This is a genomic window from Paracoccus acridae, from assembly GCF_014642735.1.
Taxonomy (GTDB): domain Bacteria; phylum Pseudomonadota; class Alphaproteobacteria; order Rhodobacterales; family Rhodobacteraceae; genus Paracoccus; species Paracoccus acridae.
Genome location: NZ_BMIV01000012.1, coordinates 1 through 14,977 on the forward strand (window position 1 = coordinate 1; position 14,977 = coordinate 14,977).

The 14,977-nt window shown below is 61.1% G+C and carries 14 protein-coding genes and 2 pseudogenes; 8 read left to right on the forward strand and 8 right to left on the reverse strand.

The features are described from left to right. Nucleotides 1–214: 214 nt before the first annotated feature. Nucleotides 215–822 (reverse strand): annotated as a pseudogene (locus IEX25_RS14895) (transposase family protein); the annotation flags it as partial. A 335-nt stretch (nucleotides 823–1,157) separates the two neighbouring features. Here IEX25_RS14895 and IEX25_RS14900 point away from each other — a divergent pair. The 3 genes from IEX25_RS14900 (at nucleotide 1,158) to IEX25_RS14910 (ending at nucleotide 3,294) form a co-directional block, all read left to right on the forward strand. Continuing rightward, nucleotides 1,158–1,799: a VPLPA-CTERM sorting domain-containing protein gene (locus IEX25_RS14900; RefSeq protein ID WP_188715965.1), complete on the forward strand. Its 642-nt coding sequence runs from the start codon at nucleotides 1,158–1,160 to the stop codon at nucleotides 1,797–1,799. A gap of 346 nt (nucleotides 1,800–2,145) precedes the next feature. Next, the gene (locus tag IEX25_RS14905; protein ID WP_188715967.1) at nucleotides 2,146–2,877 is read left to right on the forward strand and encodes a hypothetical protein; all 732 of its coding nucleotides are present in this window, start codon (nucleotides 2,146–2,148) and stop codon (nucleotides 2,875–2,877) included. A gap of 57 nt (nucleotides 2,878–2,934) precedes the next feature. Further along, entirely contained in the window at nucleotides 2,935–3,294 is a 360-nt protein-coding gene (locus IEX25_RS14910; protein ID WP_188715969.1) for a hypothetical protein, read from the forward strand. A gap of 244 nt (nucleotides 3,295–3,538) precedes the next feature. Here the strand turns inward: IEX25_RS14910 and IEX25_RS14915 are convergent, their stop codons facing one another. Continuing rightward, a complete protein-coding gene (locus IEX25_RS14915; RefSeq protein ID WP_103175200.1) occupies nucleotides 3,539–3,781 on the reverse strand; it encodes a hypothetical protein in 243 nt (80 codons plus the stop codon). Nucleotides 3,782–4,002: 221 nt separating this feature from the next. On the opposite strand from IEX25_RS14915, the gene IEX25_RS14920 reads away from it, so the two are divergent. The 4 genes from IEX25_RS14920 to IEX25_RS14935 all read left to right on the forward strand — a co-directional run bounded on the left by IEX25_RS14920 (nucleotide 4,003) and on the right by IEX25_RS14935 (nucleotide 7,459). Beyond that, entirely contained in the window at nucleotides 4,003–4,266 is a 264-nt protein-coding gene (locus IEX25_RS14920; RefSeq protein ID WP_188715971.1) for a zinc finger domain-containing protein, read from the forward strand. Between the two features lie 633 nt (nucleotides 4,267–4,899). Next, the gene (locus tag IEX25_RS14925) at nucleotides 4,900–5,334 is read left to right on the forward strand and encodes a hypothetical protein (RefSeq protein WP_188715972.1); all 435 of its coding nucleotides are present in this window, start codon (nucleotides 4,900–4,902) and stop codon (nucleotides 5,332–5,334) included. Nucleotides 5,335–5,740: 406 nt separating this feature from the next. Next, complete coding sequence (locus tag IEX25_RS14930; RefSeq protein ID WP_188715974.1) at nucleotides 5,741–6,361, forward strand: hypothetical protein; 621 nt, start codon at nucleotides 5,741–5,743, stop codon at nucleotides 6,359–6,361. Nucleotides 6,362–6,367: 6 nt separating this feature from the next. Then, the gene (locus IEX25_RS14935) at nucleotides 6,368–7,459 is read left to right on the forward strand and encodes a HAMP domain-containing protein (RefSeq protein WP_188715976.1); all 1,092 of its coding nucleotides are present in this window, start codon (nucleotides 6,368–6,370) and stop codon (nucleotides 7,457–7,459) included. Here IEX25_RS14935 and IEX25_RS14940 read toward each other — a convergent pair. Continuing rightward, nucleotides 7,443–9,467 carry a glycosyltransferase family 2 protein gene (locus tag IEX25_RS14940; RefSeq protein ID WP_229665280.1) on the reverse strand — a complete coding sequence of 675 codons (2,025 nt, stop codon included), beginning with the start codon at nucleotides 9,465–9,467 and terminating at the stop codon, nucleotides 7,443–7,445. The two genes, IEX25_RS14935 and IEX25_RS14940, sit on opposite strands and share 17 nt — an antisense overlap. Next, on the reverse strand, nucleotides 9,424–10,587 hold the full coding sequence (locus tag IEX25_RS14945; RefSeq protein WP_188715978.1) for an HlyD family secretion protein: 1,164 nt from the start codon (nucleotides 10,585–10,587) through the stop codon (nucleotides 9,424–9,426). The genes IEX25_RS14940 and IEX25_RS14945 overlap by 44 nt, the downstream gene beginning before the upstream one ends. A gap of 133 nt (nucleotides 10,588–10,720) precedes the next feature. Between IEX25_RS14945 and IEX25_RS14950 the strand changes: the two are divergent. Then, nucleotides 10,721–10,954: pseudogene (locus tag IEX25_RS14950) on the forward strand (integrase core domain-containing protein); the annotation flags it as partial. A gap of 338 nt (nucleotides 10,955–11,292) precedes the next feature. Here the strand turns inward: IEX25_RS14950 and IEX25_RS14955 are convergent. From IEX25_RS14955 to dctP, 4 genes are all read right to left on the reverse strand, one after another. Beyond that, entirely contained in the window at nucleotides 11,293–11,904 is a 612-nt protein-coding gene (locus IEX25_RS14955) for a dimethylsulfonioproprionate lyase family protein (RefSeq protein WP_188715980.1), read from the reverse strand. A 25-nt stretch (nucleotides 11,905–11,929) separates the two neighbouring features. Continuing rightward, nucleotides 11,930–13,237: a TRAP transporter large permease gene (locus IEX25_RS14960; RefSeq protein WP_229665282.1), complete on the reverse strand. Its 1,308-nt coding sequence runs from the start codon at nucleotides 13,235–13,237 to the stop codon at nucleotides 11,930–11,932. A gap of 109 nt (nucleotides 13,238–13,346) precedes the next feature. Further along, complete coding sequence (locus IEX25_RS14965; RefSeq protein WP_188715984.1) at nucleotides 13,347–13,904, reverse strand: TRAP transporter small permease subunit; 558 nt, start codon at nucleotides 13,902–13,904, stop codon at nucleotides 13,347–13,349. Beyond that, nucleotides 13,891–14,922 carry a TRAP transporter substrate-binding protein DctP gene (dctP, locus tag IEX25_RS14970; RefSeq protein WP_188715985.1) on the reverse strand — a complete coding sequence of 344 codons (1,032 nt, stop codon included), beginning with the start codon at nucleotides 14,920–14,922 and terminating at the stop codon, nucleotides 13,891–13,893. Before dctP ends, IEX25_RS14965 begins: the two co-directional genes overlap by 14 nt. Between the last annotated feature and the right edge of the window lie 55 nt (nucleotides 14,923–14,977).

Genomic DNA, 14,977 nt, shown 5'->3' on the forward strand with positions numbered 1-14,977 from the left:
CGCCGAACGAAGCAGAGGAGGCCTTCTACGCAAGCTTGAACGCAGCCGAAAAAGCAGCCTAATCATTGAACCACAAACTCTCCGGTAAACCCGGGGCGGTTCACCCCTTCATTGATGGCTCGCTTCATTGGTGACTCTGACGGCACCCAATGTGGCACATTGCGATGCCGGGAGCGGGAGCCATCCACTCCATCAATGGCGTTCCAATGGCTTGATCGGTTAGCATCCTGGTGATCTTCATCGGGGCCGCGCCGCGGTCCAGATCGCGCAGGAACCTTCGTGCGTTGGCTGCGGTCTGCGCCGGGTAGATGCGCAGGAAGACCCACTGCGTGGCCCGGTCGATGGCCACGAAGAGGTAGCGGCGGCGATCCTCGTCGGCCATCTGGGGCAGGTATTTGATGTCGATGTGCAGGTAGCCGGGATCGTAGGCCTTGAAGGTGCCGTGCGCGGGCTTGGGTTCCTTCGGCTTCAGCGCCCGCAGGTTGGCCGCCCCGTGGCGACGCAGGCAGCGGTCGAGTCCCGAGCGCGAGACATGCGGGTTGAGGAACTCGCGCACCACCGCGAGCAGGTCGTCGAGCGGCAAGAGCAAGGCCTTGCGGAGGGCAACCGCGACGGCCTGCCTCGCGCAGGCGTCAGCGTCGTCTGCAAGCGGTGCGGCGTGTGGCTCCGGTCGTGGACGTCGTCGCGGCCCCGCCATGCCCAGACCGTCTGCTCGGAGATCCCGGAGCGCTCGGCCACCCGCCAGGCCGGTTCGCTGCTGGCCTGGATCGCGGCACGGATCTTCGGCGTCGTCGTCGCCTGCTTGTGCAGAGAGATCAGCATGCTCCCACTCCCTCCCGAACATCGCGCAGGATCGACCTTGCCATGAACAGAGCAGACCGACGAGGGTCTATGTGATCATCCGGAATGGAACACCCAGCTTCAGCTGAGTTAGAGAAACATCCCTACGGCTCAATTTCACGACGGACAACATACAAAGACAAACAAGCTACTTTCCCACTGCTTCTAGGCGAGGAGTTCAGCGTTCGTTACAGCTACAGGTCGTAAGCACCCGAATTTTTTGAAAAATTTTTGTAGAACTATGATCACGCTCCTGTTATTCCGTGTGGAGCGGAGATAGTTGAACCAGCCGCAAGTATCGTTGTGAGGAAGTTTTGATGTTGAATAAACTAGTTATGGCTGCCGTCCTAATGGTGGGCGCGGGTGCTGCAAGTGCAGCGACCATTTCGACTCTTGCGGACGAAAATGGGACCATTAATTCGTGGGGTATGCCTGATACAACTTATTACGGCCAGACTGTTTCATTTGGCGACAATGTTGATCTTAATTCGTTCGAGTTCCGCATAAACAGTTTTAACGATATAAGCTACAATTCCTTTGTTTATGCTTGGGACGACGAAAATGGCAGGGTCGCGGGGTCGGCGTTGTTCAGCGGAACAGGCACGACGCTAGCAACCGGCGAGATGACGAGCTATCTCATCGATGTGGGCCATCTGGCACTTACCGCTGGTAAGTATGTGATTTTCCTGGGCGCTACCTCTGCGGGAAGCTCGGAATGGGGCGCCACAAATGATGAGGCGTATGATGACGGCACGTTCGTTTTTATAAATACGGGCGGCGGAGCTTTCGGGTCAAACAGTTGGACAACTGGCTGGAATCGTGATCTTGCGTTTGCAGTCAACTACGATGAAGTTGCCATCGCCCCTGTCCCCCTCCCCGCGTCAGGCCTCCTTCTCCTCGCAGCCATGGGCGGTGTCGGTGGCCTGAGCCGGCGCAGGAAGCAGCGCATGGCGGCCTAACGGTTGAACAATCAGAACGCAGCGTGTCTCAGAGTTGCGTTCTACAAAATCATTGTTCATCAAGCATCCCGTGGGTTGATTGCATCGCTCGGAAGCTGATGCACCCGCCGCTCATGGTCAGTTTCTCGCGCTGTTGACGCCCGCTACCACGCAGCCAGAGACCGGTTCAGGGCAGGGTCGTTGTCCAGGCCCTGCCCTCCTTCAGTAAGGTGTTTGCAAGGATCAGAAGCTTTCGCATGACGCCTGTCATTGCAACTTGCAAGTGCCGCTACGCCATCCGCCTTGGCGCAGCCCGGCTCTTTATCTCTGTCAGACGCGTCGCTGTTGTTGTCGAACCGAGGGCCTTGTGCGCCGCGAGGACCGGACTGCGGCTATCGAGGCCGGTTTCCTGCGCCCGTCCGCCCATGCCGGTGCAGCCGAGGACGCGCCCAAATCGGCAATCTCGCAGAAGCTGCGCGATGACCTGTCCCGCATCGCCCAAGGGGCGCGGCAACATGCGATCCTGCGCGACCCTGATCTGCTGATCGACCTCCTGGCCTATCAGTTGAGCCATGCGCTGCGTTGGGAAAAGCCGTTCGGCCTGTCCACCGAGGACGTTCCGAACTGGCCCTCGACCGAGGCCAGCGGCTACCAGCTTGATGCGCGGCTGACCGACAACCCGGCCCGCGATATGGTTGGCAAGGACCATGCCAAGTCCTTCCGGGCCTTTCGCAAGAAGGGTGCGGAGCATGTGAAGGGCGAACTGGCCCGCTTCCTTGCCGCGCATTATCGCGGCGGCAGCAAGGACATGGCGGCCATGCTGGACAAGGAAACGCAGCCCAATATCCGCGAAGTCTGGACGCCGACCGCCGCCAATTTCTTTTCCCGCGTGGGTGGCGGCTACCTTGATGATCTGTGGCGCGACCTGCTGGACCTCGCCCCCGAGCATCCCACCGCAACCACCTTCGCCAAGATGAAGAAGGGCGAAAAGGCCGAGCGGCTTGAAGCCTTGTTCCGGGGCGACGGGGATCTGTGCAGCGCCCTTGCCGTCACTGAGGAACAGGCCGCGAAGATCGCGGCATGGCTTCCCGAAGCATGAAGTGACCAACGGTGGGGCGCAAGCGCCCCACCCCATCACCCCGCAGGAGATTGTGTCATGACCATCGGAGACCTCGAACGCCGTGCCGGGATCGAGCAGACCCCGGAAGCCCGCGCCAGGTTCTGGAAACCCTTTGCCCATCTTGAAGCCCGCGCCATGCTCGACACCGGACGGGAGGAATTGCAGCGGATCATCGGGGAAAAGGCCGGTGGCAGCGCCGATCCCGGTGACGGCTTGACGGTCGAGGAACAGGAAGCCTTGCGGGCCTTTGCCGCCGAGCATGGCCGGTGCTGGAAGGCCGAACTGCGAAAGCAATGGATGAACGCCAGTGCCAGCCCCGTTCTTCACAGCCTGCGCAACCGGCTTGGGCCATCGTGGCTTGTCCGGTTCCGCCTTGATCGTCGCCCGAAGGCATGACGTGAACCACCGCAGCAGGGCGTTTGCGCCCTGCCTGCCTCTCGCGCGAAGGAGGTTGCCCCCATGCGGCTCACACGATGCGAACGCCACCCGTTCACCGATACCAGCCGCAAGCGGGCCGCGCTGCGCCGCAAGCAGTGCCTTGAACGAGAAGCTCTGCCCCTTCTGACCGAGCTGATGGCCGGGGATTGGTGCAGCCCAAGGCGGCAGCGAACGACATGCTGATCCGCAGCCGCGTAGTTGCTCAGGAAACGTTGGGTTGTATCCGGCGAAGGGTGATCTCGCATCCGCCCTCGTCCGTGGTCCTGTAATTGGTGAGGACCACCCGTTCGCCCTTCCCATCGATCACGAGTTCTCCTTCATGCGGGCCGTTGATCTGACTTTCATCCAGCGCATCCGGTGCCGTAAACCGGACATAATCGCCGCCAGTTTCCACGTCGCCGCTGATCTGGTTCATGCCCTCAAGGGTCAGGATGGCCTTTGTCATAATCGGTCCCTCATTTGATGGTCCGATGCATAACTGCCCAGCAGCAGAAAGGGATGCAATGTTTAGGAACCATCCCGCCGATCCGCTCTCACCTCTGGATTTCCTGCTCAGCTACAGCGTAGGCCGGTTTACATTGGATCAGATGCCGTTCGACCTTGTTCCCCGCGATCAACATCGCTGCCGGATCGAGCCCCGCTTTTCGACTGCCGAGGAAAGCTGCCATGCCTGACTTCACCGTATACCCGCATCCGGTTCTAGCTGTGCGCTGCCCGACCTGCCAAAGCGCCCCCGGCCTTTGGTGCCGTCGCCCGAGCGGGCACCGCGCCAGCGATCTGCACGCCGAGCGAGGCGCGGAAGCCGACCGCCTGTTCATCGAGCAGCACGGATGGGAGGCCAGCATGTTCCGCGACGGCGACGGCTGGTTCATCGACCCGCGAGGCCGCGCAGGGATCCGCCCGCAGCCCGACAAGATGGCCCTGATCTGACGGAACGATCATCCCGACCGCTGGCGTTGTGCTGCCGGGAGTGATACCTGCAACGAGTTTTTCCGCAGCCGCCGCTCCGACCTGAAAAGGAGGCTGCACCCGATTATCCTTGTGGTGAGGATAGCACTGGCCCTGCTCCGGCAGGGCCTTTTCTTTTGTCCAGGCGCAGCCCTCTGGTTTGACCGGCGCTGCAGGGACAATGCCCCGCAGCCCCGGCCCGCGCTGTTCGCGCGGAACCGCTGCGCGGGAAAAGGAAAGCGCGGCAGGCGCCGCGCTTGCGTCCATGAAGCAGGTCTCTGTTTCTTCTGGAGGTTGTGCTTTCAAGTTATTGAACATCCATGGATTGTCATGGCATGGCTCTGTTTCCCCATTGATGAGTGCGCCGGGGCGGGGTCGTGGTTGTCTGCGCCCCGGCAGTTACCCCTTGACGGCCAACCCGAGCATTACCGTGCAGGACAGGGCAGAAGAACAAGGACGCCTGGCGGCGTCCTGGCCCGCCTGACGGCGGACTTCAATCATGTCGGGCATGGTCCTGAAGCAGACGCATCATACCGGCTGTTGTGGCGATAGGCTTCGCGGGTATGCTTCGAGCAAGCTTCGGGCCTTAAGCGGCCTTCAGGTCAGGGACGGCAGATGATCTATCATGTGATTTATGCAAACTGGATCGACGGTATTCGCGATACTGGCGGAATATCGGATTGCCCCCGTGATGTGTCCAACGCCTTCAAGGCGGCAAAGAACTTCTGCATGGCGGAGGCAAGGAAAAGAGGGGTTGAGCCAAATCCTGTCGTAAACTGGGCCGCCGATGTCATGGCGGCCTTTATGGTGTCATGCGTCAAGAATGAAGAATCCAATATCTGGGAAATCATGATGCCCGGCGATGATATTTGCGAGGTGTTCAGGGTCGAGGCGGAACGCAATACCGGCATGATCCACGAGGTTCTGATGAAGGGCGCAAAAGCCCATCCGAGATTGCTGAGAACCGGCCTGATCGCTCTTTGCTCGCATCTGCGGATTGCGCCATCGGGATCAAGCAAGGGCATCGGCAACATCAGGAGATTGTTCTAGCCGCATCCCGGCCTTTGGCCGGGACCGCGCTCCAGGCTCCGGCCGGCTTCACCGGCCTGCGCCCCGAGCCTGGACCCCTGCCCCTCCTTTGCGGCTTTTCCCGCGCCGCCTGTCTCGTCCCGAGCCAGCCCGCGCGGGGCCGCAATAGTCGGTCCAGCGGCCCAGTCTCGGCCCTGTCGGGTTGCGATCGCTTGCGGGCGGGCGGTTGGGTGACAGCGATGCGGAGCAAGCAGTCATACGCTGCAGATGCAAAAAAGTCTCTGCCTGGCAGTTGCCTAAACCTGACGGGCACCGAGTCACCTGACATGGATAATAGTATGGCAGGTGCAAATCTGGGTGAAGCAGACATCTGCTTCGGAGCGCCCAATGCAGGACCATTTTCAACTCTAGGCTGTAGCGCTGATTCATGATTAAGCTGTCCTTAAGCAGATTGACAAAGGGAGCTTCGATGGCGCGGGTTCGAACAATAGCCTCGGCAGCGGGCTTGGCCTGCCTTTTGGGTCAGACTGCCGCCGCCGACGGCTATTTCCTGCAAGGGGATGCGGGTGCCCGCACCCAATCCGTCGTGGCTTCTGCCAGCCGGGGCTCCCTGAACTACGGGCTGAACCTTTCCAACTACGAGGATGGGCATTCCGGCGCGATCAGCCTCACCTATGGGCTGCCGCTGGGGGATGTTGCCGTCATGAAGGTCGGTCCTACCATCGGCTTTCAGCACGAGCAGGATGAGGGCGATGACGTTCAGGCCGGCCTCAAGCTGTCGCTCGAGCGTTACACCCCCACCTCCTTCGGATCCACCTATTTGCTGGCTGATGTCAGCTCGGTTCACCAGTCCTGGTTTCTGCTCGGACAGATGACGTTTGCACCAGGCAATTTTGGCGTCGAGTTGTCGCGCGGCGGAAGTGACAGTTACCACGAGACCACCCTGGCCTTTCAAAAACGCATCGCTGACGGGCCGCTCAGCGTCCGGGCCGGCTACAAACTGACCTCTGAGGAAGTCTTTGCCGGCTTCTCCATCAACACGTTCTGAGGTGCCATGACCCAGCTGCCAACCCTGACCCTGCGCAAGGCCCTTTTCGGCTTTGCGCTGTCCTGCATCCTGGTGATGTGCCTGGTCCCCATGGGATTTGCATATCTGCGCGGCGACCGGTTCACCGACAGCACCTTGGACTATGCGGCCCGATTTCGCACCACGGCCGCCGCGGAGGATCTGGCCCGGACACTCGAGCGCGACTGGCGTGACCTGACGTCTCTGACGGAAAGGGTTGACGGGTTGAACCCGGAGCAGCTGACCTATCTGATAACGGGGGCCAGCGGCGATGGCAGCCGCATCTCCTGGGTCGGGTATGCGGATCTGAGCGGCCAGGTCATTGCCGCGACGGATGGCTTGCTGGTCGGGCAGGATGTCAGCGAACGGCCCTGGTATCGCAACGGCCTCAGCGGTGGTTTTGCGGGCGATGTTCATGACGCCGTGCTTCTGGCCCAGCTTCTCGGAGGTGACGGGGACGATTCGCTGCGCTTCATCGATCTGGCCAAGCCGGTCACGGACGCCAATGGTGATCTGATCGGCGTCGTCGGCATGCACATCAACGCGACCTGGTTGACCAAACATCTGCGAGAGACCTCGGAAGCCTTTGGCATTGACCTCTACCTGATCAACCCCAGTGGCGACATATCGGCCTCCTCAGCGGATGAGGCACCGGACACAGCGGAGTTGCAGATCCTGGGTGCGGCGCAGACCGGCGTACAGTCTGGAGGACGCGAGACCTGGCCTGACGGGCAGGAGTATTTCTCCGCGTTGGTACCGGAAGTGTCCTATGGAGACCTGCCGAACTTCGGGTGGCGGATGGTGGGGCGGCTGGATGCCGATCGCCTTGATATCGGCGTCGACCTGATCCGCAACGGGGCGCTTTACGCGTTTCTGGTCGCCGTTTCCCTGATCGGACTGCTGACGGCTCTTGTCGCGCGTGCTGTCAGGACGCCCTTTGCCCAACTTGCCGCCTCTGCGCAGCGTATCGCGGACGGCTCTCAGGAATATCCTCCGAGCTTCCACGTCACCCGCGAAGCCGCGCTGCTGTCGGCGGCGCTGACCCGGCTTCAACAAGACCGCATCAGCGACGATCGCTGAACGACAGACGGCGCCCCAATCCCGCAAGCAGCCCCGCCAGCTGCGCCCGGCCCGTGCCGGGTGCGGCCCCTTCGGCGTAAAACCGGACCAACAAGGCTTCCCTTTGCTGAGGGGTAGGTGTCAGCCGGACACGGTTGCCGTCCACAGTCTGCGCGATGACCTCAACCGGCACATCGCCAACGTCACGGAGCCGCAACAGGCCTGTTGTGCCAATCGGGTATATCTTTCCGCGCAGCCGCGCCTCCTCCATGGTCAGCGAACTGATCCATTGACGGCGGATGTCGCCATCGGTGACCAGGATGCCACGGTCTGGCAAATCAGCGATATGGCGCTCACGGCGGGGCAGCTCGACACAGGCCAGGATCGTCATAAGCAGAACAAAGACATTGTAGATGGTCCAGAAGATGACCACCCACTTGCCGTCGCCGGCGTCATTGAAGGCGAAGCGGTCCACGAAGATACCCAGCGTCAGGCCGAGAAGCGTCAGGATCAGCAAAACCAGGAACGGGGCCATCATCTCCCATTGAACGATGACCTTGGTCCGGTCGCCGCCCTTGGCCGTCACCGAGAAGGGGTGGCCCTTGGGCCGGAAGAGCCCCGTGAAAGCGGCGCGGCTGATGGGAAGGGCGCCGATCAGTTGGCTGGTGTCGTGAAGAACGGGCACGAACATGCCGGGCATCAACGTCCGCTGCGCCATGAACGACCAGACGAAGTAGACGCCGAAGTAGCTGATCACATCCGTCAGCGTCGCGTTCACCACGATCACGTTGAAGAACCAGTAAAGCAGCGGATAGACGACAACGGCCACCCGGAAGGGAAAGCTGGTCATCCAGAAGAACACCGAGTCGATCACGCTCCAGCGGTCGCGCAGGCGCAAATTGTTCTTGGCCAGCGGCCCATATTTTGAGCGGGCGATCTGCATCAGCCCCAGACACCAGCGGGCGCGCTGCGTGACGTATTCCTTCAACCCCTCGGGAGCCAAGCCCTCGGTCAGCGGCTCGGCCAGGTAGACGGTCTTCCAGCCGCGCTCCTGCAGCGCCAGCGTCAGCAGGAAGTCCTCGGTGACGCTTTCGGTGGGAAAGCCCCCCATTTCCCGAAGGGCACTCCAGCGGCAGATCGACGAAGTGCCACAGCAGATCGCAATCCCCCAAGCGTCGCGCGACGGTTGCATGTAGTCAAAGAAGAACCGCTGCTCGTCCGGGTAGGAGCGGCTGATGCCGAGATTGTGCTGGATCGGGTCGGCGTTGAAGAAGTGCTGCGGTGTCTGGACCAAGGCCACCTTGGGGTCATGGAACAGCGCCAGGCTGCGCGAGATGAAGCCGCGGTGGGGCACGAAATCGGCGTCCAGCACCGCAACGAAATCTGGCGGCACCGGATCTTCGGCCAGGCGATCCAGGCAGTGGTTGATGTTGCCGGCCTTGGAGCCCTTGTTGTCAGGTCGGCGCATGTAGCGCACGCCTTGTTCGGCGCAATAGTCACGCAGCCAGTCGCGCCGGCTGTCATCGAGGACCAGCACCTCCTTGTTCCTGTGGCGCAGCGACCGGGCACCCACGATGGTGCGCTCCAGGATTTCCAGCTCTTCGTTATAGGTGGCGATCAGGATGGCGACGCGGGGCTCCTGCTCGCCCCACCAGGCTTCATGCGCATCGGCCTCCTCGCTGCGCAGGCGGATGCGCGACATGATGGTGAAGGCGCTGATCGAGCCAATGAGCGCCAGCATCTCCAGGGCAAACAGCGACCAGCTGGCCAGCATGTCGATGGTCCATCCCGCCGGCGCCAAGGTCTCGGTCCCTCGCCACCAGACATAGCGCAGCGCCAGCAGGAAGGAGATGCCCATCAGGGCGGCCCGATGGCGGTTGTTGGTCGGATCGACCACCGAAGGCAGGATGAGGCCCGCGCCGAGCGCCAGCAGCACATGGGTCCAGCTGGAGCCGAGTTCAGTCAGGTGAGGGAACGGAAACATGTCAGCGGAACCAGTTGCGCAGCCCGTCCAGCGGGCGGGTGTCAAAGAAGGCGCGGCCGGTGCGCCCGATCATGCAGCCTTCCGGCCCAGCCTGGCGCAGCGCGGGAACGATCAGGGCCACGTCATACCGCTCAAGATGACGCTGGCTGGGAGCCACGGCCAGGTTGCGATAAACTGTTGCAGCTCCGCTGCCGGCAAGGCGGCTGATTGTGGCGTCATGCACCTCGGACGTGCCGCCAAGCCGGAACGTCGCGGCTTGCCCGACCGTGAGGCCGTTGTAGACGCGTTCGGTCACGGACACTGTCACCAGGGTCGCCTGACAATCGACCAGCCGCAGGAGAGGGTCGCCGCGCTGAACTGTGACGCCGTCTGCCTCCAGCACCTCCCATAGGAGGCCGTCCACAGGAGCCTGAAGGTCACCACCGGTCAGGCCATTGACGCGGATCCGCTCGCGATCGGCCCGCTCCCGGACAGCAGCGCTGCGCTCCTGGTGCTCTGCGAGACGTGAGGTCAGCAGGGCGATTTCTTTGTCTTGCTCCAGCAGGCGCTGCCCGGCATCGGCTCCATCCCGGAGAAACACGTTCTCCTCGGCGGCCCTAAGGGCAATCCGCAGGACGTCCACCCGCTCGCGTGCATGGTCGAGGACCAGAGCATCCAGTCTCGGCTCACCTGGCAGACGATCGGCGTCCTGCGCGACGGCATTGAGCAATTGCTGATCGTCATTCTCCGGCGTCGCTCCGCCCGTTTCCAAGATGGTCAGGCGTGCTTCGGCATGGGACAGATGCTCGCGCAGTTCCTCCAGCCGGCTGGCTCGGCTAGTTTGGGTGCGCTCGGCAAGACCCTCCCGGACAGATTGTGTTTCCGACAGCAGAGCCGCGATCTGTGCTTCGGCGGCCGCTTCCAGCCGCACCTCCATCAGCAGATCATCGAGCCGCACCCGATCCACAAGCGGATCCTGGATGCTGGCCAGAACCTCGCCCCGGCTGACCCGCGACCCCAACTGGCGCGGCGCAATCTGCAAATGCCCCGCCACCGGAGCACGGACGGTCACCACAGGGGCGTTGACCACCGCATCGGCGCTGGCGCCCGATATCTGCTCGCCCAGGATGATCCAAAGGGCCGTGATGACGGCCACGATGCCGATGATCAGTCTTCCGTACTTCATGAGCGCGCAGCCTTGGTTCGTTCCGGTTGTGCGACTCAACCTAAAGGAATGCTGCCAGAAATTAACTAGGTTCGATCAGCGCTTTGAATTTTTCTTTTTGCCTGTGGTTCAAACCCTGCATGTGTCAAGCGACACCCTCAAGAACCGCATTCTGCTGGAAAACTACTATCTGCAGGGCGAACTCGAGGCGGCCATCGCGGCCTTTGTCGAGCATTACAACAACCACCGCTATCATGAGAGCCTCGGCAATCTCACGCCCGCTGATGTCTACTTCGGGCGCGGCCCGGCCATCCTGGCAGAAAGGGAGAAGATCAAGAAGCTGACCATCCAGAACCGGCGCTTGATCCATCAGCGCCAGGCAGCATAACCTCAACCCACGGAGCCAGAGCCCTCCAGACCAACATCAGGCCGCCTGTTCCAAATCATTCGACGACGGACAGATCGGCAAAGTCTCTGTCCATCAGCCGTCGGACCTGCGCTGCGGATGATGGCCCTGGTTGCCCTGCCGGTGATGGTGCTCACGACCTTCATCCCGGCGCTGTCGCTTGCCCTACCCCGGTGGCTCGGATTGCTATGAAGCGCAGACAGGTCGGCTGTTGACGACCAGCCGACGAACTCCGGGACCGCTCCTATCCGGAAGAGAGTCACGGCAAAGCTGCTGAGACTGCGCCCCTCCCGGACATCGGTGGTGTCCGCATGCCGCTCTTACAGAGACAGGTTACGACCACCCCAAAGCACCCAGAATGCAAGGAGTGGTGCTTGGGTCGACTTCATCGAGTGAATGCTCCCCGACGGATTATAGACGATACCTCCCATGCCTGGAGTGAACCAGTTAGCGTCCTCGCGAAACCAATAGCCCTCTGACAGCACGACATACAGCTCCTCAGGAGGATGGCGGTGGACCGGATACTGGACGTTTGGGGCCATCAAGCTGACGCCAAGCCAGCAATCCTCCCGCGCCTCAAGTCCTTTCGGTCCGATGACGATGGCATTGGCATGACCCTCGTGAAAGGTGACATCCTCCCTTTCGCTTCCGGCCCGACGTGCCCAGGTAAGCTGGGGCGCGAGTTCTCCAAAAGCTTCTGCAATAGAGCGGACGTTGTTGCTTCCCTCTTCCCGTGCCCGCGCGAGCGCAGGTTCCAGGTGGCGGCAGGCGTCGATGGTAGCGGAAGCCGCTCCACTTGGGGGATGCGGCATATTTAAGGATCTAAACGCCTCAACCGCTTCGTCCATCCATGGTCCCGTAGGGTTTTTTTCGAGAAACGCGGCTTCGAGCGAGCGCACCAGCTTGTCGAGTGCAGGGTGTCTGTTCGTCATGAGAAAGATCCTTCAAGAAAGAGGCTTAAAGCGCGCTTGGCAGCCAGAGCGAAAGTGCGGGAAAGGTGATCAGCGCCGCGAGGACCACCAGTTCGATACCGATGAAGGGGATTACACCGCGCACGATTGTACCGAAGCTTGCCTGCGGACCTGCTGCGCTTTGCACGGCAAACAGGTTCAAGCCGATTGGCGGCGTGATGACTGAAATCTCTATGAGCTTCACGACGATGATGCCGAACCAGACAGGATTGACCCCCACCTCTTGTGAGATCGGGAAGAGGAACGGCAGGGTCACGACCAGCATCGAGGTTGTGTCGAGGAGGGCTCCCAAGACAAGCAGGAGGATCGACACACCGATGAGAAACCCGACCGGACCGAGGTCAAAGGCGCGGAAATAGGAAACGATTTCTGGGATGATCCCTGCGGCAACCAGCATCCGCGAGAAAAGCAGACCCCCGATCAGGATAACGAAAATCGTGCAGCTGATATAAGCTGCCTCTCGCAGCGACACCGGCAGCCAGCTGAAAAGATCGCCACGCTTGTAGAGGATGCCGATCAGGATGGCGCCTGTTGCTCCCACGGCGCCAGCAGCACTTGGAGGAAAGAACCCGCCATAGATCCCGCCCATGACCAGGAGGAACAGGAGCGCGATCGGCCAGACCCAGGTCAGCGCCGTCATCCTCTGCCGAAGAGGCATCTTCTGAAGAGCATTCGGAGCCAGGTTGGGCCAGATCCGGACCATTGCCATGATGCCCAGGGCATATGCGAGCGCGCTGATGATGCCCGGAACGACCCCTGCAAGAAGCAGTTGGCCGACTGATTGTTCAGTCATGATGGCATAGATGACCATCGTGGCCGAAGGCGGGATCATGGCGGCAAAGCTGCCTGCGGCTGCGATACATCCAAGCGACAGGCTACGAGAATAGCCGTATCGCTGCATCTCGGGATGAGCCATTCTCGTGAATACGATGGCATTGACCATGGTCGAACCGGAGATCGCGGCAAACATCGCCGACCCGACGATCACGACCTGGTACAAGCCGCCTTTCACGGAACGCAACCAGGCATTTGCCGCGTCGAAGAGCTTTATCGTGATACCGGATCTCTCGGCGACGATGCCCATCAGGATAAAGAGCGGCAGAATGGCAAAGGCATAGTTGCTGGACACTGCAAAGGGCAAGGATCGCAACTGCCCGAAGGCAAAGGAGGGACTGAGGCCAAAGTACATGCCGGCTACGCCGACAATGCCCAGAACGATGCCGACCGGCACAGCGCAAATGAGCAGAACGAGCATGCCGCCAACAGACAAGAGACCGACGAGAGTTTCACTCACAGGGAGACTCCAGGGTGAACACCGAGCTTCACTTCCACAAGCAGCGGAACTGTCTCGGATCGATTGAGGAGATGTTCGGAGAGCACGGGCCCGTAGGCCAGAAGGATGCTCAGTGGCTGACAGCAGCCGTGGCAGTAGCGGGTAGATCGCCCCGCACGAAGCTCCTCAGGGTCGAGGCAGCCTGCACCAGACACTGCAACACCATAAGGCTGGACCCAAGGGCAAGCGCAAGACGCGCCGGCCAGACCGGGAAGCCCAGTTGTCCCTGCCTGATTTCTCCTGAAGCAAAGCTCTTCAGCGTGGCGAACCAGCCATAATAGGCCACAAGCAGGAACAGTCCCCCGGAGACGAGAATACCCAGCAGAGCAAGCCCGGCTTGCGCTCGGGCGCCGAGCATGTGCTTCACCAGTTCGACATTGATATGAGCCCCCTTCCGCTGGGCGGCCGCGACGGACATGAAGATCGTCACAACCATCAAGGTCTCGATCAGTTCGTATGCGCCGACGACGGGTTTGCCAAAGCCCGAGCCAACGACGTCCGCAGCCCCGATGACGGCCATCAGCAGGAGCGACAGCCCGGCCAAGCTGACGGAAATCTGGTTGATCCTGCCCATCCCGCCTTCCAGCCGCGCCAGAAGCGGGAGGCTTTGCTCCTCATTCCTTTTCATCGCGAACCTCGGCGTAGATCTGCACGATCTGGCGGGCCGCATCGCCCTGCCCTGCAGCCTCCATCTGCCTCACGAAGTCGGCAAGGAAGTCGGGATTGGCGCTCTTCCATTTTTCCAATTCCTCGGCCGGGAACTCGTGAAGCGTCACACCATTCTCTACAAGGTAGGCGCGAGCGTCCTCTGCGGCGGCGGTTACTTCCTCGAAGTCGCGCTGCAACGCTTCGGCAGCGACCTCCTTGATCAGTCGCTGATCATCGGGCGTCAGGTTGGACCAAGCCGTTTCGCTGATCCAGACGCCCCCAGTTGGCCCAACGAAGGCGGGAACAGTCGATATGTTCTTGGCCACCTCGTAGAGGCGGTAATCGCGCGTGTAGTCATAGGAAAGTGGAATGACCGAGATCGCTCCGCTTGAGAGGCTTTCGTAGACCTCACCCAATCCGACGGTAACAGGGATCGCGCCTGCAGCCGAGGCGAGCTTGGGCATATCCGCCCCCCAGGTGCGCATCCGTTCGCCCTTCAGGCTTTCGAACGTCGTGAGGGGCTTTGTGGAGACCAGGTAGTATTCGTTGAGATTATGAAAAAACAAGGCGCGCACGCCATTGCGGGCATGCTCTTCGCGGACTGCGGGAACCTCCTCCAGCAAGCGCGTCATCAATTCCATCGACTGGCTGACTGTATCAAGCGCCATCGGGATCGAATTCGGCGCGGCCGTGAGAGGCAGTTCGGCCGGGTAGTAACCTGCAGACATGCTGGCCAAGTCAATCGCGCCGTCTTCCATCAGTGACAGGCTTTCGGTCGCCTTGCCCAATCCTTCGCCGAAGAACACCTTGATGGTCAGATCGCCTTCGCTGCGCCGGGTCACCTCCTCGGCAAACCATTTTTCAATCTGCCCGGAAACGGTGTTCTCCAGGACTTGGCTATTGAAGTTCAGCGTTGTGCCCGCCGCAGCCGGTAATCCCAGACACGTGAGGGCCAAACAGGCAGTCATTGTGAAACACAGGTGTGATTGTTGTGTCATGATCGACCTCCCTTGTTTTTCGTTGTCGGCCAAAGCGTCAAGGCACCGACCTTGC

Coding starts and splice junctions, on each gene's coding strand:
- IEX25_RS14900 (WP_188715965.1), top strand. CDS start 1,158: ATGTTGAATAAACTAGTTATGGCTGCCGTCCTAATGGTGGGCGCGGGT.
- IEX25_RS14910 (WP_188715969.1), top strand. CDS start 2,935: ATGACCATCGGAGACCTCGAACGCCGTGCCGGGATCGAGCAGACCCCG.
- IEX25_RS14915 (WP_103175200.1), bottom strand. CDS start 3,781: ATGACAAAGGCCATCCTGACCCTTGAGGGCATGAACCAGATCAGCGGC.
- IEX25_RS14920 (WP_188715971.1), top strand. CDS start 4,003: ATGCCTGACTTCACCGTATACCCGCATCCGGTTCTAGCTGTGCGCTGC.
- IEX25_RS14925 (WP_188715972.1), top strand. CDS start 4,900: ATGATCTATCATGTGATTTATGCAAACTGGATCGACGGTATTCGCGAT.
- IEX25_RS14930 (WP_188715974.1), top strand. CDS start 5,741: ATGATTAAGCTGTCCTTAAGCAGATTGACAAAGGGAGCTTCGATGGCG.
- IEX25_RS14935 (WP_188715976.1), top strand. CDS start 6,368: ATGACCCAGCTGCCAACCCTGACCCTGCGCAAGGCCCTTTTCGGCTTT.
- IEX25_RS14945 (WP_188715978.1), bottom strand. CDS start 10,587: ATGAAGTACGGAAGACTGATCATCGGCATCGTGGCCGTCATCACGGCC.
- IEX25_RS14955 (WP_188715980.1), bottom strand. CDS start 11,904: ATGACGAACAGACACCCTGCACTCGACAAGCTGGTGCGCTCGCTCGAA.
- IEX25_RS14965 (WP_188715984.1), bottom strand. CDS start 13,904: ATGAAAAGGAATGAGGAGCAAAGCCTCCCGCTTCTGGCGCGGCTGGAA.
- dctP (WP_188715985.1), bottom strand. CDS start 14,922: ATGACACAACAATCACACCTGTGTTTCACAATGACTGCCTGTTTGGCC.